Here is a 22,841-nt window from a genome sequence, read left to right on the forward strand (position 1 = left end):
AGATCAATTGTCAATTGCGCGCCGCTTGGACGACCAAAAAAAAGCCCACCAAAGTGGGCTTTTTCAATCAGCGATTTGTCGCCGAAAATTTGGTTGCGCGAGCAAGATTTGAACTTGCGACCTTTGGGTTATGAGCCCAACGAGCTACCAGGCTGCTCCATCGCGCGGCAAGATAGAATTATAGCTTATTCTGCAGCGTTTTGCTCGTCTGCAGCTGCTTCATTTACTTCAGGACGATCCACCAGTTCGACCAGCGCCATCGGCGCGTTGTCGCCCACACGGAAACCCATTTTCAGGATGCGCGTATAGCCGCCAGGACGAGCCTGGTAGCGAGGACCGAGTTCGCCGAAGAGCTTCACGACGCTGTCGCGATCACGCAGGCGGTCGAATGCCAAGCGCTTGTTGGCGACCGTCGGCTTCTTGGCCAGGGTGATCATTGGCTCGATGACGCGACGCAGTTCCTTGGCCTTCGGGACCGTGGTCTTGATGACTTCGTGCTCGATGAGCGAGTTCATCATGTTCTGCAGCATCGCGAGGCGGTGCGAGCTGGTGCGGTTGAGTTTGCGGAGTCCGTGTCCGTGACGCATGGTGCTTTCCTTTACTTTATAAAAACAGGCAGCCGTGTCAGGTACTGCCCGGTGCACAGGCCCCTATGGGCCATATCTAAAAAATCAACGCTTGTCGAGACCAGCCGGGGGCCAGCTTTCGAGCTTCATGCCCAAGGTCAGGCCGCGCGAGGCAAGCACTTCCTTGATTTCGTTGAGTGACTTGCGCCCCAAATTCGGGGTCTTGAGCAACTCATTTTCGGTCCGCTGGATCAGGTCACCGATGTAGTAGATATTCTCCGCCTTCAGGCAGTTCGCGGAGCGCACGGTGAGTTCAAGCTCGTCGACTGGACGCAGCAGAATCGGATCGAACTGCTGGGCGCTGCGCGGCGCCGGCGCATCGAATGCAGCCAATTCGCCACCTTCGAGTTGAGCGAACACAGCCAATTGCTCTACCAGGATCTTGGCCGAAGCGCGGACCGCGTCCTCAGCGGTGATCGCGCCGTTGGTTTCGATTTCAACGAGCAGCTTGTCGAGGTCCGTGCGCTGTTCGACGCGAGCGCTTTCAACGGTATAGCTCACGCGCTTGACCGGCGAGAACGAGGCATCGAGGACGATGCGGCCAATCGACTTGGTCGGCTCATCCGCGTAACGGCGCATCGTTCCGGGCACGTAGCCGCGACCCTTTTCAACCTTGATCTGCATATCGAGCTTGCCGCCTTGCGACAGATGCGCGATCACATGATCGGGATTGATGATCTCGACGTCATGGGGCGTCTGGATGTCCGAAGCCGTGACAGCACCTTCGCCGTCCTTGCGCAGGCTCAGCGTGACCTCGTCGCGGTTGTGCAGCTTGAACACCACACCCTTCAGGTTCAGCAGAATGTTGACGACGTCTTCCTGCACGCCATCGATGGACGAGTACTCGTGCAGCACGCCCGCAATCGTGACTTCGGTCGCCGAATAGCCGACCATGGACGACAGCAGAACACGGCGCAGTGCGTTGCCAAGTGTGTGGCCATAGCCACGCTCGAAAGGCTCGAGCGTCACCTTGGCCCTGTTGGGCGCGAGTTGCTCGACCTGAATGGTCTTGGGTTTCAGCAGGGTGGTTTGCATGCAGACTTCCTCTCAATACCCCCGGCTCGTTACACCGGTAAGGCTGGTGAAGCACCTGCCTTGCAGCAAAGCTCAAGGCAGGAACGTGAATAAAAACATCGGCCTTCTTCGACGGGCTCCATGGAAGCCATGGGCGAAGGCAGATAGATCAACGCGAATACAGTTCGACGATCAGCGATTCGTTGATGTCGGCCGCGAACTCGTCGCGATCGGGAACCTTCTTGAAGGTGCCTTCGGCCTTGTCGGCATTCACTTCCACCCAAGCCGGAATACCGACCTGTTGAGCCAGTTGAAGTGCTTCGACAATGCGGTTCTGTTTCTTGGACTTGTCGCGAACCGCAATTACGTCGCCAGTCTTGACCAAGTACGACGGAATATTGACGGACTGGCCGTTCACCGTGATCGCCTTGTGCGACACGAGTTGCCGTGCTTCTGCGCGGGTCGAACCGAAGCCCATGCGATAGACGACATTGTCCAGGCGCGATTCGAGAATGAACAGCAGGTTGGCACCCGTATTGCCACGGCGACGATCGGCTTCCTCGAAGTAGCGGCGGAACTGCTTTTCGAGCACGCCGTACATGCGCTTGACCTTCTGCTTTTCGCGCAGTTGGAGGCCAAAATCCGAGGTACGCTGACCGGACGTGCGGCCGTGCTGGCCGGGCTTCGAATCGAACTTGGCCTTGTCCTGGATCGAACGACGGGCGCTCTTCAGAAACAGGTCGGTGCCTTCGCGCCGGGAGAGTTTGGCCTTCGGGCCGAGATAGCGTGCCACTTGATCTTCCTTTGTGTCATCTGCCGCAGGGGACTGCGGGAGCCATCAGCGGCGTGCCGATGGCGGTGGGCTTGTTAAAAAAGCAAATGCGCAGCCGCTGCGAAGCGGGCTGCGCCGGACGTCTTCGCTTTAGATGCGACGACGCTTCTGCGGACGGCAGCCGTTATGCGGCACTGGGGTCACGTCGGCAATGGAATTGATCCGGATACCGAGTGCGGCGAGTGCGCGCACCGACGATTCGCGACCTGGGCCAGGCCCCTTGATCTCGACGTCGAGGTTCTTGATGCCTTGCTCGACCGCGGCGCGCCCGGCAACTTCCGAGGCGACCTGCGCAGCGAACGGAGTCGACTTGCGGGAGCCCTTGAAGCCCTGACCGCCAGAAGACGCCCACGACAGGGCGTTGCCCTGACGGTCAGTGATCGTGATGATCGTGTTGTTGAACGAAGCGTGCACGTGAGCAATTCCGTCGGCAACGTTCTTGCGAACCTTCTTGCGGACGCGCTGTGCAGCGTTGTTGGCAGGAGCTTTAGCCATGCTGGTCTATCCTTATTTCTTCAGAGACTGCGCGGCCTTGCGCGGACCCTTGCGAGTGCGGGCATTGGTGCGCGTGCGCTGGCCGCGCATTGGCAGGCCACGACGGTGACGGAAGCCGCGGTAGCAGCCGATGTCCATCAAGCGCTTGATGTTCATCGTCGTCTCGCGGCGCAGGTCGCCTTCGATCGTGAAGAGCGCGATCTGATCGCGGATCTTCTCGAGATCGGCGTCTGTCAGATCCTTGATCTTCTTCGAATACTCGATGCCGCTTGCTTCGCAAATCTTGCGAGCGCGCGTGCGACCGATGCCGAAAATGGCGGTCAAACCGATTTCAGCGTGCTTGTGCGGCGGAATGTTGATGCCAGCAATACGTGCCATGTGCGTCCTCTAATACTCTATCAATCAACCCTGGCGCTGCTTGTGGCGCGGGTCGGTACAGATCACACGCACCACACCCTTGCGGCGGATGATCTTGCAATTACGGCAAATGGTTTTGACCGAAGCCGAAACTCTCATTTCATTCTCCTAAAACTCTGTTCAACCCGGCGACTCATTTCGCCCGAAACACAATACGCGCCCGGCTCAAGTCATAGGGCGTCAACTCAACGGTGACCTTGTCACCAGGAAGGATGCGGATGTAATGCATCCGCATCCTTCCGGAAATATGTCCAAGAACGACATGCCCATTTTCGAGCTTCACCCGGAAAGTTGCGTTGGGAAGGTTTTCTAGAACCTCACCCTGCATCTGGATGACATCGTCCTTCGACATCTACACCTACGAAGTCTTGAAATTGGCTTTCTTTAGCAGTGACTCGTACTGCTGAGACATCATGTAGTTCTGTACTTGGGCCATGAAGTCCATCGTGACGACCACGATGATCAACAGGGAGGTGCCGCCAAAATAGAACGGCACGTTGTATTTCAGGATCAGGAACTCAGGCAGCAAGCAAACGAAGGTGATATACACCGCGCCAGCCAGCGTCAGGCGAACCAGGATCTTGTCAATATAGCGCGCGGTTTGATCTCCCGGCCGTATGCCTGGAATGAATGCACCGCTCTTCTTCAGGTTGTCGGCAGTCTCACGACTGTTAAACACCAGCGCCGTGTAGAAGAAGCAGAAAAACACGATGGCACTGGCGTAAAGCAGCACATAGATGGGCTGCCCAGGCCTCAGCGCACTGGCGACGTCCTTGATCCAACGCATGCTCTCACCGGTGCTGAACCAACCCACGACCGTAGTGGGCAGCAGAATGATGGACGACGCAAAGATCGGCGGGATCACACCGGCCATGTTCAGCTTGAGGGGCAGGTGTGACGATTGACCGCCATACACCTTGTTGCCCACCTGACGCCGCGCATAGTTCACTAGGATTTTGCGCTGACCGCGTTCGACAAAGACGACGAAATACGTCACCAGTACAACCACGGCCACAATGAACAGTGCGACCAACACGTTCATGGCGCCCGTACGAACGAGTTCGAGCAGTCCCCCGATAGCGTTGGGTAACCCCGCCGCAATGCCGGCGAAAATCAGGATCGAGATCCCGTTGCCCAGTCCGCGCTCCGTGATTTGCTCACCCAGCCACATCAGGAACATCGAGCCAGCCGTGAGGCTAATCATCGCGGTAAGGCGGAAACCGAAGCCAGGTGAAATCACCAGACCGGCCGACGACTCCAAAGCGACTGCAATGCTGAAAGATTGGAAGAGTGCCAGAGCCAGCGTACCGTAACGCGTGTACTGGGTAATCTTGCGGCGACCGGCCTCACCTTCCTTTTTCAGTTGCTCGAAGGTCGGCACAACGTAGGTCATCAATTGCATGATGATCGACGCAGAGATGTAAGGCATGATGCCCAACGCGAACACAGTAAAGCGCGAAAGGGCGCCGCCCGAGAACATGTTGAACAGGCTCAGAATGCCGCCTTGCTGGCCCTGGAACAGCTGCGCCAGTTGGTCCGGATTGATACCCGGCACCGGGATGTGCGCCCCGATGCGATAGACCACGAGCGCAAGCAGCAAAAAGACAAGCCGGCGACGCAAGTCACCGAATTTGCCCGTTTTTGCGAGCGTTGCCGCGTTGGTTGCCACGAAGAGCTTCTTTCAGTCCGTGTATTTAGGCGACGCTGCCGCCAGCGGCTTCGATCGCGGCCTTGGCGCCGGCAGTCGCGCCGATTCCTGTCAGCTTGACGGCCTTGGTGATCTCACCAGATTTGATGACCTTGACCACCTTTGCGATCTGGCCCACCAGACCGGCTTGCTTGAGCGCCAGCACGTCGACTTCGGCCAGGCCGAGTTTTTCGAGCGAGGTCAGTGTCACTTCGGCGTTGTACTTCAGCAAATGCGACTTGAAGCCACGCTTCGGCAGCCGACGCTGCAGAGGCATCTGCCCACCTTCGAAGCCGACCTTGTGGAAACCGCCTGCGCGCGACTTCTGACCCTTGTGACCGCGACCTGCAGTCTTGCCGAGGCCGGAGCCGATACCACGGCCGACGCGGCGCTTGGCGTGCTTGGCGCCGGCTGCCGGCTTGATGCCATTGAGTTCCATATTCGTCTCTCTCAGCGACTCTTTTAGAGCACTTTGACCAGATAACTGATCTTGTTGATCATGCCGCGCACAGCGGGCGTGTCCTGCAGTTCGCTCACACTATTCAGCTTGCGCAGCCCCAGGCCGCGCACGGTGGCGCGATGCGATTCCTTGGTGCCGATCGGGCTCTTGACCAATTGCACCTTCAATGTTTGTTGTTGCGTCGTCATCTCGGTACTCCCGGTTTAGGCGAAGAGTTCTTCGACGGTGAGGCCACGCTTGGCAGCCACTTCGGACGCCGTGGTCGAGTTCTTCAACCCGTCCAGCGTGGCGCGGACCATGTTGTAAGGATTCGACGAACCATGGCTCTTCGCCACGATGTCGGTGATGCCCATTACTTCGAAGACCGCGCGCATCGGACCGCCGGCAATGATGCCGGTACCCTTCGGTGCCGGAATCATGACCACCGAGGCGGCGCCGTGATGGCCCGTGACGCGGTGATGGAGCGTACCGTTCTTGATCGAAATCTTCGCCAGATTGCGACGAGCCTCTTCCATCGCCTTTTGCACAGCAGCAGGCACTTCCTTCGACTTGCCCTTGCCCATGCCGACGCGGCCATCGCCGTCACCCACTACGGTGAGCGCTGCGAAACCGAGAATACGACCACCCTTCACCACTTTGGTGACGCGGTTGATCGCGATCATCTTCTCGCGCAAACCGTCTTCGGGGCCTTCGTTCTGCGTTCTTGCCTGAATCTTTGCCATTTTGAATCTCGTGTCCGGTTAGAACTGCAGGCCAGCTTCGCGAGCGGCATCGGCCAGCGCCTTGACGCGGCCGTGATAGGCGAAACCTGCGCGATCGAAAGCGACCTTCTCGACGCCGGCAGCCTTCGCCTTTTCAGCGATGCGCTTGCCGATGGCGGTTGCCGCAGCGGCGTTGCCACCCTTGCCGGAACCGCCCAGCGAGGCGCGCACCTCGGCTTCGGCCGTCGATGCGGAAGCAATCACCTTGGTGCCGTCGTCGGAAATGACGGTGGCGTAGATGTGCAGATTGGTGCGGTTCACCGTCAGGCGCGCCACGCCTTGCGTTGCAATGCGAATACGGGTCTGGCGCGAGCGGCGAAGACGCTGTGCTTTTTTGGTCAACATCATTTTGCTGCCCCTTACTTCTTCTTGGTCTCTTTGATCACGATCTTCTCGTCCGCGTAGCGGATGCCCTTGCCCTTGTAGGGCTCTGGCGGACGAATAGCCCGGATCTCGGCGGCCACTTGGCCGACGCGTTGGCGGTCGGCGCCCTTGATGATCACTTCGGTCGGGGTCGGCGTCGCGACCGTAATACCTTGCGGCATGTCCTTATTCACCGGATGCGAGTAACCAACCTGCAAATTCAGCTTGGCACCCTGCGCTTGAGCCTTGTAGCCGACGCCGACCAGGCTGAGCTTCTTTTCGAAACCCTTGGTCACGCCGAGCACCATGTTGTTTACCAACTGACGAACCGTGCCGCTCATCGCATTGGCTTCACGCGATTCGTTGGCAGGCTCAAAGCTGAGCTTGCCATCTTTGTTGACGATATTCACCAGCGCATTGCGCGCCAGGTTGAGCGTGCCGCCCGAACCCTTGACGCTGATCTGGTCGTCCTTGATCGATACATCCACGCCTGCGGGGATGGCGACCGGCATTTTTCCTACTCGGGACATTTCAGTTTCTCCTCGATGTCTCGGTTAGGCGACGTAGCACAGCACTTCGCCGCCGACACCGGCAGCGCGCGCCTTGCGGTCGGTCATCACGCCCTTCGGAGTCGTGACGATCGCAACGCCGAGGCCGTTCTGGACTTGCGGAATAGCGGCACTGGCCTTGTAGACGCGCAGGCCGGGACGACTCACGCGCTCAATGCGCTCAATCACAGGGCGACCAGCGTAATATTTCAGTGCGATTTCGAGTTCGCTTTTGCCGGCTTCGGTCTTGACCTTGAAGCCGTCGATGTAGCCCTCGTCCTTAAGGACCTGTGCGATCGCAACCTTCACCTTGGAAGACGGGACCGACACGGTGGGCTTCGCCACCATCTGCGCGTTACGGATACGCGTCAGCAGGTCGGCAATGGGATCACTCATGCTCATGTTGTTTGCTCCTGCCTGGCTTACCAGCTGGCCTTGGTGACACCAGGGATGTCGCCATTGAAAGCCAGTTCGCGGATCTTGGCGCGGGCCAGACCAAATTGGCGGAAGGTGCCGCGCGGACGACCGGTGATTTCGCAACGGTTGCGCTGACGGGTCGGATTGGCGTTACGCGGAAGCTTCTGCAGACCCAGACGGGCGGCTGCGCGCTCTTCGTCGCTCTTCTTCGCGTCGTTGGCGATCGCCTTCAGTTCCGCGTGCTTGGCGGCGTACTTTGCGACCAGTTTTTCTCGCTTGAGCTCGCGCTCGATCAAAGCTACTTTAGCCACAAACCACCTCAGTTCTTGAACGGGAAACGGAAGCCAGCGAGAAGCGCCTTGGCTTCTTCGTCGGTCTTTGCCGTCGTCGTGATGCTGATATTGAGGCCGCGCAGCGCATCGACCTTGTCGTACTCGATCTCAGGAAAGATGATCTGTTCCTTGACCCCGATGTTGTAGTTCCCACGACCATCGAAAGCACGACCCGAGATACCGCGGAAATCGCGAACGCGCGGCAGCGCAACGGTCACGAAACGATCGAGAAATTCATACATTTGCACGCCGCGCAGCGTGACCATGCAGCCAATTGGCTGGTTCTCGCGAATCTTGAATCCTGCAATCGCCTTCTTCGACTTGGTCACCACAGGCTTCTGGCCAGCAATCTTGGTCAGATCAGCGACGGCGTTGTCGAGCACCTTCTTGTCGGCAACCGCTTCACCCACACCCATGTTGAGGGTGATCTTGGTCAAGCGCGGAACCTGCATCGGCGAGGTGTAGCCGAACTTTTCGGTCAGGTCTTTCGCGACTTTTTCGCGATAGTGTTGTTGGAGACGAGCCATGTGAGTACCCCTTAGGCGGCCTTGATTTCTTCGCCGCTGGACTTGAAGACGCGCACGCGCTTGCCGTCCGTGACCTTGATGCCCACGCGATCGGCCTTGCCGGTCGCAGCATTGAAGATCGCCACGTTGGATTGGTGAATCGGCATGGCCTTCTCGACGATGCCACCGGTCGTACCCTTCAGGGGGTTCGGCTTGGTGTGCTTCTTGACGAGGTTGATGCCGTCGACGATGACAAACGAGTCATCCTTGCGCAGCGACACAGTGCCACGCTTGCCTTTGTCGCGCCCGGCCAACACGATGACCTGGTCGCCTTTGCGAATCTTGTTCATGGCACTGTCCTTACAGAACTTCAGGTGCCAACGACACGATCTTCATGAACTTTTCAGTACGCAGTTCGCGCGTGACCGGTCCAAAGATACGGGTGCCGATGGGCTCCAACTTGGCATTGAGCAGCACAGCCGCATTGCCATCGAACTTAACGAGCGAGCCGTCACTGCGACGGATGCCCTTGGCGGTGCGAACCACCACTGCGCTGTAGATCTCGCCCTTCTTGACGCGACCCCGCGGAGCGGCTTCCTTAATGCTGACCTTGATGACATCGCCCACGCTGGCGTAACGCCGCTTGGAGCCACCGAGCACCTTGATACACAGGACGGATTTCGCGCCCGTGTTGTCGGCCACATCGAGCCGGGATTCAGTTTGGATCATTTCGTGATATTCCCAACTTGTACCGCTTCACCGGCCCGGACAACTCCGAAACGACTCAACGATCAGTCTTGGGCCCGTCGTCCACGCACCAAAACCACTTCGATGCGCTTCCGCTGGGCAGAAGCTTCGCCTTTCTGAAGCGAAGCCCGCGATTGTTGCACAGCATTTGTCGACCGTCAACACCTTGCGTTGCGATGGGGCCCTACCCCGTAGACTTCCGGCCGTGCGCGTCCAACATTCGATCTCGTTCACCCGGCGCCAATGGCTGCTCTCCGCGGCGGCAATTGCGGGCGGAGCCCTCGGTTGCAAAAGCGGAATCTGCGCAACTACCGGCCCGGAGCGTCTGCGTCTCGTAGCCGAAGCGCGTTGGCCACATCGCCTCGCCTTTCAGGGAACAGCCGTCGGCGGCCTTTCAGGCATCGACTACGACACCGAAAGACGTGAGTACTTGCTTCTGAGCGACGATCGATCAGATTTGAATCCCGTTCGGTTTTACGGCATGCATTGGACGCCTGGGAAGGACGATGGCGCCCCCCAATTGACCGCCGTGGTGGTATTAAAACAGTCAAACAACACACCGTGGCCGGCCAGGCGCCATGCGCCTGAAGCCGTGCCGGTCCCCGATCCGGAATCCATCAGATGGCGTCCAGGCACCGGGACGTTGCTCTGGACCAGCGAGGGCGATGAGCGGCGCGGTTTCGGTCCCGCGCTCTACGAGTCGAATCCGGACGGCGCGCTGGTCCGCGAGATTCCGCTTCCGGTCATGTTTCAGCCGTCCGCTGACGGCCGACACGGCGCCCGCGACAACCTCGGCCTTGAGGGACTCGCGCTGACGCCCGACAATCGGCACGCCTGGGTGGCCATGGAAAACGCGCTGATTCAGGACGGCCCGATTCCTACGCTCGCCGGGGTGGGCGGTCCTTGCCGATTCACGCGGATCAAGATTTCGACAGGAGTGGTCGATCGCCAGATCGCCTACGTGCCAGACGCCATTCCGACACGGCCACTCATACCCTGGACGCATGCCGACAACGGCGTCAGCGAAGTGCTGATGATCGACGTCAACCGCATGCTGGTGCTCGAACGCGCCTATGCCACCGGGGTCGGCAACTCGGTCCGTCTCTATGAAATAGATACCCGGGACGCCACCGATATCTTGGCCGTCGAAGCCCTCACGCCGGACAATCATCGGTCTGCGCCAAAGAAACTGGTCGCCGATTTAGCTTCGCTCGGGCTGTCGCGCGTGGACAACACCGAAGGCCTCTGCTGGGGTCCCAATTTGCCGAACGGCAACCGACTGCTGGTCGCGGTGAGCGACGACAATTTCAATCCGCTGCAGATCACCCAGTTCGCAGCATTCGAATTCACCGGATAAGTCATGAATATCGCCGTCACCTTCCTGCCCCGCCGGGAACCGACCCCCCTGCCGCCCATCGGCTTCATCGGCGGAGGAAACATGGCCAGCGCCATCATCGGGGGGCTCGTGAAACAGGACGTTCCTGCGAACGCCTTCGAAGTCGTCGAACCCTTTGACGAAGCGCGCGCAAGGCTGGCTCACGATTTCGGCATCAACGCCCAGGCGGAAGCCAGTACAGCGCTGGCGCGCTGCGAAGTCGTCGTGTGGGCGGTCAAACCGCAGACTTTCGCGACGGCCGCGCAGGCCGTACGCGGACTGGCAGCGAACGCCCTGCACCTCAGCGTCGCGGCCGGGATTCCGTCAGACAGCATCGCGCGCTGGCTCGCCACGGAGCGGGTGGTCCGCGCAATGCCCAATACCCCCGCCCTCATCGGCCAAGGAATGACCGGCCTGTTCGCGCGCGACGCCGTCGACAGCGAAGGTCGCAAGCTCGTCGAACAGGTCCTGGCCCCCACAGGCGACCTGATGTGGGTCGACGCCGAGGCCGCACTCGACGCAGTGACGGCGGTTTCCGGCTCCGGTCCGGCGTACGTGTTCTATTTCATCGAGGCCATGACGGAGGCCGGCGTCGAACTCGGACTGACGGCCGAACAGGCGCATCGACTCGCCGTGGGAACTTTCTCCGGCGCCTCGGCCCTGGCGAGCAATGCGACCGAACCGCCTTCAGTCCTGCGTGAACGCGTGACATCCAGGGGCGGCACAACCTACGCCGCGATCACCGCCTTGGAGAACGCTGAAGTCAAGGCGAAATTCAAGGACGCAATCCGCGCGGCGCACAAGCGCGCTGCTGAACTTGGCGAGGAGTTCGGAAAAGGCTGATCCCCAACCCGAGGCTCAGGCTTCGGCGGTCGACGGCCGCCTCAACGCAGCAAGTAGCCTGCCGCGACGCCCGCAAATACGGTGAAGCCCAGCCAATGATTGAGTCGGAAGGCCTTGAAACACCCGTCGCGGGTGCGATCGTGAATCAGGCGCCAGTGCCATAGCGCCTGTGCACCGGCGATGGCTATCGCCACATGAAAGACTGCGCCCAGCGATCTACCGGCACCGGCGGCGGCCCATACAGCCAGAAAGATCGCATAGCTCACCATGACCATCGCGACATCGAAGCGCCCGAATGTGATAGCCGAGGTCTTCATGCCGATCTTCAGATCGTCGTCGCGATCCACCATTGCGTATTCGGTGTCGTACGCCAGCACCCAGAACAAGTTGCCGGCGAGCAGCCACCAGGCGAGTTCAGGCACGCTGCCGCGCACGGCCGCAAACGCCATCGGAATGCCGAAGCTGAACGCGATGCCCAGGACAGCCTGCGGAATCGACACAAACCGCTTGGCAAACGGATAGATCAGCGTCACGGCAAGCGCAGCGAAGGACAACAGAACCGCGAAACGATTGGTCGTCAGGACCAGCGCAAAGGCGGCGAGCGCCAGGACCGCGCCGACCGTAAGCGCCTCTCCGACAGAGATCGCACCGCTGGTGACTGGCCGCTGCGCCGTCCGCTTGACGTGACGATCGAAATCGCGGTCGGCCACATCGTTCACGCAGCAGCCCGCGCTGCGCATGAGGATGGTGCCTGCGACAAACACTGCGAGCAGATGCCACCCCGGCCATCCTTCGGCGGCGAACCACAATGCACCCAATGTCGGCCAAAGAAGCAGCAGCCACCCCGCTGGACGATTCCATCGGATCAGGTCGAGGTACAGCGCAAAGCGCCCGCGATGCGGCGCGGGCGCGGGTTGGAATGGCCCAGCGGCGGGCATCATGGGTGCGTCAGTCTTCAAGCAGGGAACGCAGCATCCAGGCCGTCTGGTCGTGCACAGTGCAACGCGCGGTCAGCATGTCCGCGGTCGGATCGTCGCCCGCTTCCTCGGCAACCGGAATGAATTCGCGCGCGATGCGCGAGACGGTTTCATGGCCCTTGACCAGGATGCGCACCATCTCCATGGCCTTGGGTGGGCTCTGCGGAACGTCAGGCACGGTCGCGATCTTGCTGAATTCGGCGTACGAGCCGGGCGCGTAGTGACCCAGCGCACGAATACGTTCGGCGATGACATCCGTCGAAGCCCACAGCTCGGTGTACTGGGTCATGAACATCGCGTGGAGCGAGTTGAAGTGCGGCCCTGTCACGTTCCAGTGGAAATTGTGTGTAGTGAGGTAGAGCGTGTAGGTATCCGCCAGCACGCGGCTCAACCCCTCGGCGATGGCGGCGCGATCCTGGCGCTCGATGCCGATGTTGATGATCGGTGCATTGCGGCTGCCCGACGCCTCCGCGACGACAACGCCACCCTTCTTGGGCACCTTTCCGGCAGACGGAGCGGCGGTGGCGGGAGACTTGGGTTTCTTCACGACTTTTGCCATGGCGGTGAGCTCTTTCTTCAAGTGAATTGACGTCTGGAAAGCCGCACTCTATCGCAGCCTTTGCGTCCGGCGGAGGTCCCGTTCGTAGGCCAATGGCGCGTTTTTCAGGAGAGGCGCTTGACGCCCGGCAACTCACAGGCATAGATCGCGTTTCGAAGCGCCGCAATGGCCTCGTAGCGCGTGAAGCTGCGCCGCCAGGCCAGCACCACGCGGCGCGTCGGCGGGTCTCCACCCTGCGTGTCGAGGACCGGGAGGTACCGCACGATCTGTTCCGGCTCCTTGCGCCCCTTGGACCGGGGCTTGAGGGCATCGGCCGGCACCGACAGGCGCGGCACGAGCGTGACGCCCATGCCGGAGGCCACCATGTGCTTGATGGTCTCGAGCGACGAGCCTTCGAAGCTCTTCCGGATGCCCTCGGCGTTGCTTGAAAAGCGAGCGAACTCCGGGCAAACCTCCAGCACGTGGTCGCGAAAACAGTGGCCGGTGCCGAGCAGGAGCATGGTCTCCTTCTTGAGTTCGTCGGAAGTCACGGACTCTCTGTTCGCCAGCGGATGATGGGCCGGCAATGCGGCCATGAAGGGCTCGTCGTAGAGCTGTGCCATGGCCAGGCCCGTATCCGGGAAGGGCTCGGCCATGATGGCGCAGTCGATCTCGCCTGAGCGCAGCATTTCGAGCAACTTGGCCGTGAAGTTCTCCTGCAGCACCAGCGGCATCTGCGGCGTGCGCGCGATGTTCTGGCGCACGAGGTCAGGCAGGAGGTACGGGCCGATGGTGTAGATCACACCGAGGTTCAACGGGCCGGACAGCGGGTCCTTTCCGCGCTTGGCGATTTCCTTGATGCTGGCCGCCTGGTCCAGCACGCTCTGGGCCTGCTGGACGATCTGTTCGCCGAGCGGCGTGACCGTGACTTCGCCAGCGCTGCGCTCGAACAACTTGACTTCGAGTTCGTCCTCCAGCTTCTTGATCGCCACGGACAGAGTCGGTTGCGACACGTAGCAGGCCTCTGCGGCCTTGCCGAAATGCCGCTCTCGCGCGACCGCGACGATGTATTTGAGTTCGGTCAGAGTCATAGAGAAATTATTGCTCGCCCCCAGGTTGGCTCACTTCGTGTAGCCGCCCACCCCCTACCGGGGGCAACACCGGTGGCCCGGCCAAGCCGGTTCCACGGTGTTTCCGGAACGGGCTGGCTTCGCTGGCCTGGTGATCATGCTTTCAGGTATTCGGCTTTGCTTCCTAGCCAGCGGTCTACGTGTTTTTGGGCCAGGTCGGGATGACGGTCCAGCATTTTGGGGGCCAGTTCGCGGGCCCAGTCTAGAAGGAGTGCATCGGTGGTGAGATCGGCGAAGCGGAGCAGCGGGGCGCCGGATTGGCGGGCGCCCAGGAATTCGCCGGGGCCGCGGATGTCCAGGTCGCGTCTTGCGATTTCGAAGCCGTCGCTGGTCTCGGCCATGGCCTTGAGACGGGCTCGGGCTGCTTCTCCGACTCGGCCGCCTTCATTGGGGGCGTAGAGGAGCACGCAGGCGGATGCGGCCGCGCCTCGACCGACGCGGCCTCGCAGTTGATGCAACTGGGACAGGCCGAAGCGCTCGGCGTGTTCGATCACCATCAGCGACGCATTGGGCACGTCGACGCCGACTTCGATCACTGTTGTGCTGACGAGCACCTGCAGGCGGCTGGCCGTGAAGCTCTCCATGACCACCTGCTTCTCGGCGGTGGGCATGCGCGAGTGCAAAAGGCCGACGCTGACTTCGGCGCCGAGCGCTTCGGCCAATTCGTCGCGGGTTTCGGTCGCGTTGCGCAGGTCCACGGCCTCGCTTTCCTCGATCAAGGGGCACACCCAGTAGACCTGACGACCCTGCTCGAGCTGGGCACGAATGCGGTCGATGACTTCGTCCCGCCGGTGATCCGCGACCAGCTTCGTGACGATCGGTGTACGGCCGGGCGGCAGTTCGTCGAGCGTGGACACGTCGAGGTCGGCGTAGTAGCTCATCGCGAGTGTTCTGGGAATCGGCGTGGCGCTCATCATCAGCAGATGCGGCTCGAAATCGCCGCTCGCCTTGCCGCGAAGGGCCAGCCGCTGGGCCACGCCGAAACGATGCTGCTCGTCGATGACTGCGAGCGCCAGGTTCTTGAAGCGCACCTTTTCGGAGATGACCGCGTGGGTGCCAACGACAAGGGCCGCCTCGCCACTCTCGACCGCAGCCATCATCGTGTCGCGCTCCTTTTTCTTCTGGCTGCCGGTGAGCCAGGCGACGCGCAGGCCGTGCTCGGCCAACAACGGATCGAGCCAGCCCACCAGCTTGCCGAAATGCTGGGCCGCGAGGATTTCGGTTGGCGCCATCAGCGCGCATTGGTAGCCCGCGTCGATGCAGCGTGCGGCAGCGAGCGCGGCCACGACGGTCTTGCCTGATCCGACATCGCCCTGGAGCAGCCTGTGCATCGGAATTTCTCGCGCGAGATCGCGCGTGATCTCGCCGCCGACACGCTGCTGTGCCCCCGTCAGCGCAAATGGCAGCGCAGCCAACAGATCGCGATGGAGTGCACCCCCGGATGCGTCGACTTCAAGGACCGGCGCGCGCTGGGCTGCGCGCGCACGTCGTGCCTGCAGTTGCGAAAGTTGCTGCGCCAGGAGTTCGTCCGCCTTGAGCCGTTGCCAGGCTGGATGGCTGTGATCCTCCAACGTGGCGATCGCGACATCGGGCGCTGGGTAGTGGAGAAAGGTGAGTGCGCGACGGAGGTCCCAAGCGCCTTGCGGGGCAGCGCCTGCCGGGAGCGTCTCGTCGAGCACAGCCCGTGCGAGGCCCGAGCGGACCTCGCGCCGCAAGACCGGCTGGGCCAGCCCTGCGATCGTCGAATAGACCGGCGTCAATGCTTCCGGCAACGCAGTGCCGGCAGCCTTGACGGCGGGGTGCATCATCTGGCGCCCCACGAATCCACCGCGCACTTCGCCCCGCACGCGCACCTTCGAGCCGACTGCAAGCTGCTTCTGCTGCGACGGATAGAAATTGAAGAAGCGTAATTGGCAGGTGTCGCTGCCGTCGTCGACGGTCACGATCAATTGGCGGCGCGGGCGAAAGACGACCTCGCTCTCGGTCACCACGGCCTCGATCTGCGCCATGTCGCCGTCGCGCGTGTCCGCCAGTCGAACGACGCGCGTTTCGTCCTCGTAGCGCATCGGCAAATAGAGTGCGAAATCGATGTCGCGCTGCAGGCCAAGCTTGCGAAGCGCGCGCTGGATGGCGCTCAGTCCCGTGCCGGGCGAGGGCGGCGGCGCTGCTGAAGGCTTTTCCGGGGACGAAGGCTTGGCGGCGACAGGCATGGGACAATTCTGCCCGCCTCTTCGCATTCATTCCGAATCCGTTCCCCCGCCTCCTTGGCACGGGCCTGTCCGGCCCTCAAGCACCATGCGCGACTTCACGCTTTCCCATTTCGATTTCGACCTGCCGCCCGAACTGGTGGCCCAGCATCCCGCCGCAGAACGCAGCGCTTCCCGACTTCTCGACGGCTCCGGCGACGCACCGGTCGACCGGATCTTCAGGGACCTTCCGTCGCTGCTCAGGCCTGGCGACCTGCTTGTCTTCAATGACACGCGCGTCGTCAAGGCGCGGCTCTTCGGCGAAAAGCCAACCGGCGGCAAACTCGAACTCCTCGTGGAGCGCGTGCTGCAAGGCGACGAAGTCGTCGCGCACATGAAAGTCAGCAAGAAGCCGCAGGTGGGCACCACGCTCACCATGGTCGGCGGCTTCAGTGCCAAGCTGCTCGGTCGCTGGCCGGAGGAAGACGGCGCCCTCTTCCGCTTCCGCTTCGAAAGCCCGTCGGGCGAAGACCCCTACGCATTGATGGCCCGCTGCGGCCACGTGCCGCTGCCGCCCTACATCACGCACACCGACTCTGCTGACGACGAAAGCCGCTACCAGACAGTGTTCGCCCGCGTGCCCGGCGCCGTGGCCGCGCCGACGGCAGCGCTGCATTTCGACCCGGCCCTGCTCGCCGAATTGGAAGCCCGCGGCGTGCAACGTGCCAACGTCACGCTTCACGTCGGCGCCGGCACCTTCCAGCCCGTCAAGACGGAGAACATCGCCGAGCACACGATGCACGCCGAGCGTTATGAAGTGCCCGCCGCCACCCAAAGTGCAATCGCCGAGGCCAAGGGCCGCGGCGGTCGCATCGTCGCCGTCGGCACCACCACCGTCCGCACGCTCGAATCGTGGGCCAAGAGCGGCGAGGCCGCCGGCGACACGCGCATCTTCATCACCCCCGGCTTTGCCTTCGAGCATGTCGATCTGCTCGTTACCAACTTCCACCTGCCCAAGAGCACGCTCATGATGCTGGTCAGCGCCTTCGCGGGCTACGAACACGTCATGGCGCTGTATGCCCACGCCATCCGCGAGCGCTACCGCTTCTTCAGTTACGGCGATGCGATGCTCCTCGCCAGAAAGCACTGATCCATGCTGAACTTCGAACTCCTCGCCACCGACCCGTCAAGCCACGCGCGGCGCGGCACGCTCACGCTGAACCACGGTGCCGTGCAGACACCCATCTTCATGCCCGTGGGCACCTACGGCACCGTCAAGGGCGTGATGCCGCGCAGTCTCGAAGAGATGGGCGCGCAGATCATCCTCGGCAACACCTTTCATCTCTGGATGCGCCCTGGCCTCGACGTGATGGCCAGCTTCGGCGGCCTTCATCAGTTCGAGAAGTGGAACAAGCCCATCCTCACTGACTCCGGCGGCTTCCAGGTGTGGTCGCTGGGCGCCATGCGCAAGATCAGCGAGGAAGGCGTGAAGTTCGCCTCGCCGGTCAACGGCGACAAGCTGTTTCTCACACCCGAAGTCTCGATGCAGATCCAGACCATCCTCAACAGCGACATCGTCATGCAGTTCGACGAATGCACGCCCTATGAGACACAAGGCCACATGACGACGGAAGCCGAGGCGCGCAAGTCCATGGAGCTCAGCCTGCGCTGGGCCCATCGCTGCCAGACCGAATTCGCGCGACTCGAAAACCCGAATGCGCTCTTCGGCATCGTCCAGGGCGGCATGTTCGAGAACCTGCGCGAAGAATCGCTCGCGAAGTTGGTGGACATGAATTTCCCGGGCTATGCGATCGGTGGCGTGAGCGTGGGCGAGCCCAAGGACGAAATGCTGCGCATCATGGCGCACACGCCGCACAAATTGCCGGCCGACAAGCCGCGCTATCTGATGGGCGTCGGCACGCCGGAGGATCTGGTCGAAGGCGTGGCACAGGGTGTCGACATGTTCGACTGCGTGATGCCGACGCGCAACGCCCGCAATGGCACGCTGTTCTCGCGCTATGGCGACCTCAAGATGCGCAATGCGCGCCACAAGAGCGATCCGCACCCGATCGACGCAAGCTGCACGTGTCATGCGTGCGCCGGCACGTCGGGCGTGCCGTGGAACGAGGGCGGCCGCGACGGCTTCAGCCGCGCCTACCTGCATCACCTCGACCGGTGCGGAGAGATGCTCGGGCCGATGCTCACGACCATCCACAACCTGCACTACTACCTGAGCCTGATGCGCGAGATTCGCGAAGCGCTCGACGCCGGCCGCTTCACCGAATTCCGCGCGCAGTTCAAGGCCGACCGCGCACGCGGCATTTAGGGCCTGTTCACACTACTTCCGGGGTCGCGAAGGGCCCAACTCCCAGACAGCGACTCTCCCGGCGCGAGGACCGCGCCGCCGAGTTCGCCCGGCCCGTGATGGCCCGACAGGTTGATCGCATCGGTGCACTGGCTCACCGGCTCGGCGCAGAAGTGATCTGCTCCGCGCGGGCAGTACAGCACGAAGAAATCGAACGGCGGCTCGGCCGACATCACCAGCGATCGCGCTTCATTGGGCCAATCGATGCGGGCCGTGCGCGACCAACCGGTGAAGTTGTTGTCCAGGTCGAGTTCTGACAGCAGCACCCCGTCGCGCAAGCGATCCGCCTCCGGCGTCGGCTCGAGCGCCACCGGCATCACCTCTGCATCGCCGCGCCACATGGCTGCGGTCGTCGTCTGCAAACGCGTGCCAGCGCGATGGGGGTAGTAGGGGTGATGGCCGATCCCGGCCGGCATGGGGGCCGTGTCGCGGTTGGTCAGCGTGACAGTGCAGCGCAGCCCGGAGGGATCGAGCTCGAACGATTGCGAAGCCTCGAAGCGCCAAGGCCACTGCGTGTCAGCTTCGACGGCGAGCTCGAGTCTGGCTTGGGTCGGCGAAGACTGAGCGACCTTCCAGGGCCGCATCCATCCGATGCCGTGCAGTGGGTGCTTGCCCGAAGGTCCGGCGGGGTGCCCCGTTGCGATCGCGATGTCGCGGCCTCCGAAGTGCGCGCGACCGTCCCTGATGCGGTTGCACCAGGGCAGGAGCGGAAAGCTCGCCATCGCGAAAGGATCTCGTCGCGCCAAGGCGTCGTCGGTCGCCGGTCGAAGCCAATGGAAGCGCGCGTCGGCCTGTTCGTCATAGAGCGCCCCGATGGCACCACCCAGTTCCGGCACCAGCACCAGCCGTACGGAGCCCGCGGAAAGCTGCACCAAGCTCGTCTTGTTCTCTTTCATGCGATTCGCACCATGGATCGTCGTGATCGCGGCATTCTCGTTCACACGGGTGGCAAAGCTGAACCGCCGAGGGTCAAAATGCCTTCATGACCGAATCGACCTCCCCTTCCCCGTCGGCGCGCTATCCATCGCTGGTCGGCCGCACGGTCTTCATCTCCGGCGGCGCGAGCGGCATCGGGGAAGCGCTGGTGCGCGCCTTCCACGGGCAAGGCGCTCGCGTCGCCTTCTGCGATTTCGACGTGACAGCAGGCCGAGCACTGGCGAGCCAGCTGGGCACGGAAAACGAAGCGCTCTTTCTCGAATGCGATGTGACGGATGTGACCGCACTGCATGCCACGATCGCCGCGGCGCGGGCGCGCTTCGGGCCGATCAAGGTGCTCGTCAACAACGCGGCCAACGACCGCCGCCACGAGATGGCCGACGTCACCAGCGACGACTTCGATCGGCTGGTCGCCGTCAACTTCAAGCACCAGTTCTTTGCCGCGCAGGCGGTGGCAGACGACATGCGCGCGCTTGGCGGCGGCTCGATCATCAACTTCGGATCGATCAGCTGGATGATCAAGGGCCGCGGCTATCCGGTCTACCAGGCCTGCAAATCCGCGGCGCGCGGACTGACCCGATCGCTGGCGCGCGACCTCGGCAAGCAGAACATCCGCGTCAACTCGATCGTTCCGGGCTGGGTGATGACCGAGCGGCAATTGCGCCTTTGGGTCAAGCCCGAATCCGGTGCCGAGATCGATGCCGCGCAGTGCCTCCCCGGTCGCGTGATGGCCGAGGACATTGCCAGCATGGCGCTCTTCCTCGCGGCGGACGATTCGAAGATGTGTACTGCGCAGGACTACGTCGTCGACGCCGGCTGGACCTGAGGGGGCAGATCGCGCAGCGCATCGGCCGCCATCGCGCCGGCGCCACAGGCGTGGCAGAACCTCGAGAAGGCGCTCTTGCGCGCCTTGCATACGTGGCAGTGATCGAACAGCCCGATGCCGCAGTGCGGGCAGAAGTCGATCTCGGTGTTCTTCAAGTCCACGGGCCGCTCGCATCCCGGGCACACGCTCTTGGCGAGCCGGGCCAGCGCGGTGTCGTAGCTCAGCTCGTTGCGACGCACTGTGTCGGGCTGCGCCTCGGCGAGCTTCTGGCGCGCCAGGTACCTATTCAACGCCACGATCGCATACCGCCCGACGAGCACCGTCACCACGATGCCCACTGCATAGCGCACATACCCACCGTAGCTCGGCAAGTACGGCACGAGTTCGACGAAGAACGCGAACAGCGCAAAGAAGATGAAGCCCCAGACAAATGGCCACCAGGTGCTCTTGCGCTTCTTCGCGAACAGCCAGCCCGCGATCACGAGCAGCGGCAGGGTGAGTGCCAGGCGATAGCTGAACACGCGCAGCTCGACGCGACGGTTTTCCGCATCCAGCCGGGTGCGCGCCTGGTCCTCCAACTCGGCGAGCCGCTGTTGGGCGCGCTGGCGCGACTGTCGGGCGTCGAGCGCAACCTGCCGTTGCGCACCCACAGCCCGTTCCGCTTCATCCTCCTTGAGCTTCAGCGCATCCAGCGCCTTGGTGCGGGAGACAAGTTCAGTGTCCTGGTCGGGTTGCGCGGTGGCGTGCCGCGTTGCGATCCAGTTCGAGAAGGTCTCGCGCGCTGCGCGACTCGCCTGCCGTGCGGTAAGGAGCTTGAGGTCCGCCTGCTCCCGTTCGCGTGCCGCATCCTGCTCCACGCGCTCGGCTTCGCGGACGGTGTTGCGCAGCGGGTCGGCCGCGGCGTGGTCGATGAAGTCGTCGAGGTCGAGCCTGTGCTCGACGCGCGGCAGATCTCCGACGATCGTGCTGCCCAGTCCGATGAGAAAGCTGGCGAACACCAGCGCCACCACCCAAAGGCCGCGGCGAAACCACTTTTCGGACAGGCGCAGGGACTTGCTCATCGAGTTCCTTCTGGATTGGGGATTCAGGTTCCGGACGTCGCGATTCTGGTCTAAAGCTTCAGCACCACGGGCGCGGCACCGAGTCCGGTGCGGGGCATCCAGGCGAAGACCGAATCCACGGTTACCGTCTCGATGCGATCGGAAAAGCGCTTCTCGTTGGGATGGTCGTCGAAGGCGACGTTGGCCGATCCGACGCGACCGCCGAGGCGCGTGAGCGGCCCAAGCCGGAGCGTCGTCGGCTCGTATCCCTTGAAGTGCAGCCAGGCCTGCGCCTGCTCGCGGCTTGCGATGGCGGCTGGCTCCATGGCGCCAGCGAGCGTCTCGATGGCCCACTGGTTCGACTGCTGGTACTTCAAGCCCCACGCATAGCTCACGACGCTGTAGGGCGCGGTGTGCAAGCGGATGATGCGCGCTGGAGACTCGTTGAGCGCCGCCAGCAGTTGCGCCTGCACGCTCGGCGTCGGCACGATCCAGGCCGCCTCGTAGCGCCACAGATCATCGAGAAAGAACTCGCCCAAACCTTGCCGGTACACGGCGGCGACCGCGGTACCGCACAGATTGAGCTTGTGGACCACGCGCCAGGTTCCGGCGTTCGTCTTGTAGGCCAAACCGAGGTGCGAATAGCGCAGACCGTACTTGCTCAAGTCCTGTCCGGCCCGCGCCAGGAAAACGACCTTTGCCCCGCTCGCGTCGAGCTGCTGCACCGTCCGTTCGGCGAGTTGCATGCCCTTCATGACCGCCGCCGCAGTGGGCTTCGCCGGCTCGCACGATCGACCGGCATGGGCGTTCAACGGGAACAGGAACGTCCCGGCCAGCGCGACGACAACCGCCGTCAGGATCAGCTGCACCACTGCTTTCAGGATGCGCCGGGTGAGCGAAACGCGGGCCTGGTATTCGCGCTCATACGGCCCGAAATTGGTGGGGGTCCGCCTCATGACAACTTCTCGTTGTAAAGCAGCGCGCGGCCGAGCGCGTTGGGCACGAAGGCCAGCACCTCACCCGCCGCCGAGAGCACGACACCGCTGCCGATCACGCTGACAGTGACGGTGCTTCCGATCGCGACCGCGGAGCCATTGGCGGCGCGGCCCAGCACTTTCACGGTGGCCCTCGCACCGTCCGATGCGCGCTCCAGGAGGTAGACGGTGCCGTCGACCGACGCCTCGACCGCAACCACCGTCAGCGTTGCGCCGGCCACCGACAGCGCAGCCGGTACCGCCACTGCGGCACTCGCCGCGGCCCCGGCGACCGAGGCGGTGCCCACGACCGAGGCGACCGGCAACATCGACAAGGCGGCAGACGCTTCGCTCTGCGCATGCGCCGATAAAGGGATGGCCACGTTGGCGAAGGCCGCACCGAGCGCAAAGAGCATCGTGATGAAGTACTGCTTCATGATGGGTCT

31 protein-coding genes and 1 tRNA gene are annotated in these 22,841 nt (G+C 62.4%); 5 read left to right on the top strand and 27 right to left on the bottom strand.

Annotated elements, in window-relative coordinates; all coding sequences use genetic code 11:
• Positions 1 to 90 precede the first annotated feature (90 nt).
• The 19 genes from AC1DHL_RS21235 to rplN form a co-directional block, all read right to left on the bottom strand.
• A tRNA-Met gene (locus AC1DHL_RS21235) sits at positions 91 to 167 on the bottom strand.
• 18 nt (positions 168 to 185) lie between these two features.
• Positions 186 to 587 carry a 50S ribosomal protein L17 gene (rplQ, locus tag AC1DHL_RS21240; protein ID WP_478163273.1) on the bottom strand — a complete coding sequence of 134 codons (402 nt, stop codon included), beginning with the start codon at positions 585 to 587 and terminating at the stop codon, positions 186 to 188.
• 84 nt (positions 588 to 671) lie between these two features.
• Positions 672 to 1,661 carry a DNA-directed RNA polymerase subunit alpha gene (locus AC1DHL_RS21245; protein ID WP_093162415.1) on the bottom strand — a complete coding sequence of 330 codons (990 nt, stop codon included), beginning with the start codon at positions 1,659 to 1,661 and terminating at the stop codon, positions 672 to 674.
• 148 nt (positions 1,662 to 1,809) lie between these two features.
• Positions 1,810 to 2,433 (bottom strand): 30S ribosomal protein S4, encoded by a 624-nt coding sequence (gene rpsD / locus AC1DHL_RS21250; protein WP_478098886.1) that lies wholly within the window; start codon positions 2,431 to 2,433, stop codon positions 1,810 to 1,812.
• A gap of 129 nt (positions 2,434 to 2,562) precedes the next feature.
• Positions 2,563 to 2,967, bottom strand: coding sequence for a 30S ribosomal protein S11 (gene rpsK / locus AC1DHL_RS21255; RefSeq protein ID WP_009124825.1), 405 nt, complete (start codon positions 2,965 to 2,967; stop codon positions 2,563 to 2,565).
• 12 nt (positions 2,968 to 2,979) lie between these two features.
• Positions 2,980 to 3,345, bottom strand: a complete 366-nt coding sequence (gene rpsM, locus AC1DHL_RS21260; RefSeq protein WP_019653977.1) for a 30S ribosomal protein S13 — start codon at positions 3,343 to 3,345, stop codon at positions 2,980 to 2,982.
• Positions 3,346 to 3,369: 24 nt separating this feature from the next.
• Positions 3,370 to 3,483, bottom strand: a complete 114-nt coding sequence (gene rpmJ, locus AC1DHL_RS21265) for a 50S ribosomal protein L36 (protein ID WP_038201958.1) — start codon at positions 3,481 to 3,483, stop codon at positions 3,370 to 3,372.
• A gap of 34 nt (positions 3,484 to 3,517) precedes the next feature.
• The gene (gene infA / locus AC1DHL_RS21270) at positions 3,518 to 3,736 is read right to left on the bottom strand and encodes a translation initiation factor IF-1 (RefSeq protein WP_150590309.1); all 219 of its coding nucleotides are present in this window, start codon (positions 3,734 to 3,736) and stop codon (positions 3,518 to 3,520) included.
• Positions 3,737 to 3,742: 6 nt separating this feature from the next.
• On the bottom strand, positions 3,743 to 5,053 hold the full coding sequence (gene secY / locus AC1DHL_RS21275) for a preprotein translocase subunit SecY (RefSeq protein ID WP_478098888.1): 1,311 nt from the start codon (positions 5,051 to 5,053) through the stop codon (positions 3,743 to 3,745).
• A 25-nt stretch (positions 5,054 to 5,078) separates the two neighbouring features.
• Positions 5,079 to 5,510 carry a 50S ribosomal protein L15 gene (rplO, locus tag AC1DHL_RS21280; protein WP_478098890.1) on the bottom strand — a complete coding sequence of 144 codons (432 nt, stop codon included), beginning with the start codon at positions 5,508 to 5,510 and terminating at the stop codon, positions 5,079 to 5,081.
• Between the two features lie 23 nt (positions 5,511 to 5,533).
• Positions 5,534 to 5,719 (bottom strand): 50S ribosomal protein L30, encoded by a 186-nt coding sequence (gene rpmD, locus AC1DHL_RS21285; RefSeq protein ID WP_009124818.1) that lies wholly within the window; start codon positions 5,717 to 5,719, stop codon positions 5,534 to 5,536.
• 15 nt (positions 5,720 to 5,734) lie between these two features.
• Positions 5,735 to 6,253, bottom strand: coding sequence for a 30S ribosomal protein S5 (gene rpsE, locus AC1DHL_RS21290; protein WP_028250822.1), 519 nt, complete (start codon positions 6,251 to 6,253; stop codon positions 5,735 to 5,737).
• A gap of 18 nt (positions 6,254 to 6,271) precedes the next feature.
• Positions 6,272 to 6,637, bottom strand: coding sequence for a 50S ribosomal protein L18 (rplR, locus tag AC1DHL_RS21295; protein WP_478099163.1), 366 nt, complete (start codon positions 6,635 to 6,637; stop codon positions 6,272 to 6,274).
• Between the two features lie 14 nt (positions 6,638 to 6,651).
• Positions 6,652 to 7,185, bottom strand: coding sequence for a 50S ribosomal protein L6 (gene rplF / locus AC1DHL_RS21300; RefSeq protein WP_478163274.1), 534 nt, complete (start codon positions 7,183 to 7,185; stop codon positions 6,652 to 6,654).
• Between the two features lie 24 nt (positions 7,186 to 7,209).
• Positions 7,210 to 7,605 (bottom strand): 30S ribosomal protein S8, encoded by a 396-nt coding sequence (gene rpsH / locus AC1DHL_RS21305; protein ID WP_088954787.1) that lies wholly within the window; start codon positions 7,603 to 7,605, stop codon positions 7,210 to 7,212.
• Positions 7,606 to 7,625: 20 nt separating this feature from the next.
• Complete coding sequence (gene rpsN / locus AC1DHL_RS21310) at positions 7,626 to 7,931, bottom strand: 30S ribosomal protein S14 (protein ID WP_068674578.1); 306 nt, start codon at positions 7,929 to 7,931, stop codon at positions 7,626 to 7,628.
• Between the two features lie 8 nt (positions 7,932 to 7,939).
• Positions 7,940 to 8,479 carry a 50S ribosomal protein L5 gene (gene rplE / locus AC1DHL_RS21315; RefSeq protein ID WP_028250827.1) on the bottom strand — a complete coding sequence of 180 codons (540 nt, stop codon included), beginning with the start codon at positions 8,477 to 8,479 and terminating at the stop codon, positions 7,940 to 7,942.
• Between the two features lie 11 nt (positions 8,480 to 8,490).
• A complete protein-coding gene (gene rplX / locus AC1DHL_RS21320; protein ID WP_478098893.1) occupies positions 8,491 to 8,808 on the bottom strand; it encodes a 50S ribosomal protein L24 in 318 nt (105 codons plus the stop codon).
• Between the two features lie 10 nt (positions 8,809 to 8,818).
• Entirely contained in the window at positions 8,819 to 9,187 is a 369-nt protein-coding gene (rplN, locus tag AC1DHL_RS21325) for a 50S ribosomal protein L14 (protein WP_093105273.1), read from the bottom strand.
• A gap of 223 nt (positions 9,188 to 9,410) precedes the next feature.
• Here rplN and AC1DHL_RS21330 point away from each other — a divergent pair, with 223 nt between their 5' ends.
• Positions 9,411 to 10,562, top strand: coding sequence for an esterase-like activity of phytase family protein (locus AC1DHL_RS21330; protein WP_478098895.1), 1,152 nt, complete (start codon positions 9,411 to 9,413; stop codon positions 10,560 to 10,562).
• Between the two features lie 3 nt (positions 10,563 to 10,565).
• Positions 10,566 to 11,423: a pyrroline-5-carboxylate reductase gene (proC, locus tag AC1DHL_RS21335; protein WP_478098896.1), complete on the top strand. Its 858-nt coding sequence runs from the start codon at positions 10,566 to 10,568 to the stop codon at positions 11,421 to 11,423.
• 41 nt (positions 11,424 to 11,464) lie between these two features.
• On the opposite strand, the gene ubiA is transcribed toward proC, so the two are convergent.
• The 4 genes from ubiA to recG form a co-directional block, all read right to left on the bottom strand.
• Entirely contained in the window at positions 11,465 to 12,364 is a 900-nt protein-coding gene (ubiA, locus tag AC1DHL_RS21340; RefSeq protein ID WP_478163275.1) for a 4-hydroxybenzoate octaprenyltransferase, read from the bottom strand.
• A 7-nt stretch (positions 12,365 to 12,371) separates the two neighbouring features.
• Complete coding sequence (locus AC1DHL_RS21345; RefSeq protein ID WP_478098899.1) at positions 12,372 to 12,959, bottom strand: Dps family protein; 588 nt, start codon at positions 12,957 to 12,959, stop codon at positions 12,372 to 12,374.
• Positions 12,960 to 13,063: 104 nt separating this feature from the next.
• The gene (locus AC1DHL_RS21350) at positions 13,064 to 14,029 is read right to left on the bottom strand and encodes a LysR substrate-binding domain-containing protein (protein WP_478098900.1); all 966 of its coding nucleotides are present in this window, start codon (positions 14,027 to 14,029) and stop codon (positions 13,064 to 13,066) included.
• 134 nt (positions 14,030 to 14,163) lie between these two features.
• Entirely contained in the window at positions 14,164 to 16,278 is a 2,115-nt protein-coding gene (gene recG / locus AC1DHL_RS21355; protein WP_478098902.1) for an ATP-dependent DNA helicase RecG, read from the bottom strand.
• Positions 16,279 to 16,363: 85 nt separating this feature from the next.
• Between recG and queA the strand changes: the two genes are divergently transcribed.
• The gene (gene queA, locus AC1DHL_RS21360) at positions 16,364 to 17,404 is read left to right on the top strand and encodes a tRNA preQ1(34) S-adenosylmethionine ribosyltransferase-isomerase QueA (RefSeq protein WP_478098903.1); all 1,041 of its coding nucleotides are present in this window, start codon (positions 16,364 to 16,366) and stop codon (positions 17,402 to 17,404) included.
• Between the two features lie 3 nt (positions 17,405 to 17,407).
• The gene (gene tgt, locus AC1DHL_RS21365; RefSeq protein ID WP_478098905.1) at positions 17,408 to 18,580 is read left to right on the top strand and encodes a tRNA guanosine(34) transglycosylase Tgt; all 1,173 of its coding nucleotides are present in this window, start codon (positions 17,408 to 17,410) and stop codon (positions 18,578 to 18,580) included.
• Here the strand turns inward: tgt and AC1DHL_RS21370 are convergent.
• Positions 18,577 to 19,515, bottom strand: coding sequence for an aldose 1-epimerase (locus AC1DHL_RS21370; RefSeq protein WP_478163276.1), 939 nt, complete (start codon positions 19,513 to 19,515; stop codon positions 18,577 to 18,579). The two genes, tgt and AC1DHL_RS21370, sit on opposite strands and share 4 nt — an antisense overlap.
• 86 nt (positions 19,516 to 19,601) lie before the next feature.
• Here AC1DHL_RS21370 and AC1DHL_RS21375 point away from each other — a divergent pair, with 86 nt between their 5' ends.
• Positions 19,602 to 20,381, top strand: a complete 780-nt coding sequence (locus tag AC1DHL_RS21375) for an SDR family NAD(P)-dependent oxidoreductase (protein ID WP_478163277.1) — start codon at positions 19,602 to 19,604, stop codon at positions 20,379 to 20,381.
• Here AC1DHL_RS21375 and AC1DHL_RS21380 read toward each other — a convergent pair.
• From AC1DHL_RS21380 to AC1DHL_RS21390, 3 genes are all read right to left on the bottom strand, one after another.
• The gene (locus tag AC1DHL_RS21380; protein WP_478163278.1) at positions 20,354 to 21,442 is read right to left on the bottom strand and encodes a serine endopeptidase; all 1,089 of its coding nucleotides are present in this window, start codon (positions 21,440 to 21,442) and stop codon (positions 20,354 to 20,356) included. The two genes, AC1DHL_RS21375 and AC1DHL_RS21380, sit on opposite strands and share 28 nt — an antisense overlap.
• A 50-nt stretch (positions 21,443 to 21,492) precedes the next feature.
• Positions 21,493 to 22,281, bottom strand: coding sequence for a DUF2145 domain-containing protein (locus AC1DHL_RS21385; RefSeq protein ID WP_478099164.1), 789 nt, complete (start codon positions 22,279 to 22,281; stop codon positions 21,493 to 21,495).
• Positions 22,282 to 22,373: 92 nt separating this feature from the next.
• A complete protein-coding gene (locus AC1DHL_RS21390; RefSeq protein WP_478163364.1) occupies positions 22,374 to 22,811 on the bottom strand; it encodes a hypothetical protein in 438 nt (145 codons plus the stop codon).
• Between the last annotated feature and the right edge of the window lie 30 nt (positions 22,812 to 22,841).

The organism is Variovorax sp. 10L426 (assembly GCF_056395305.1).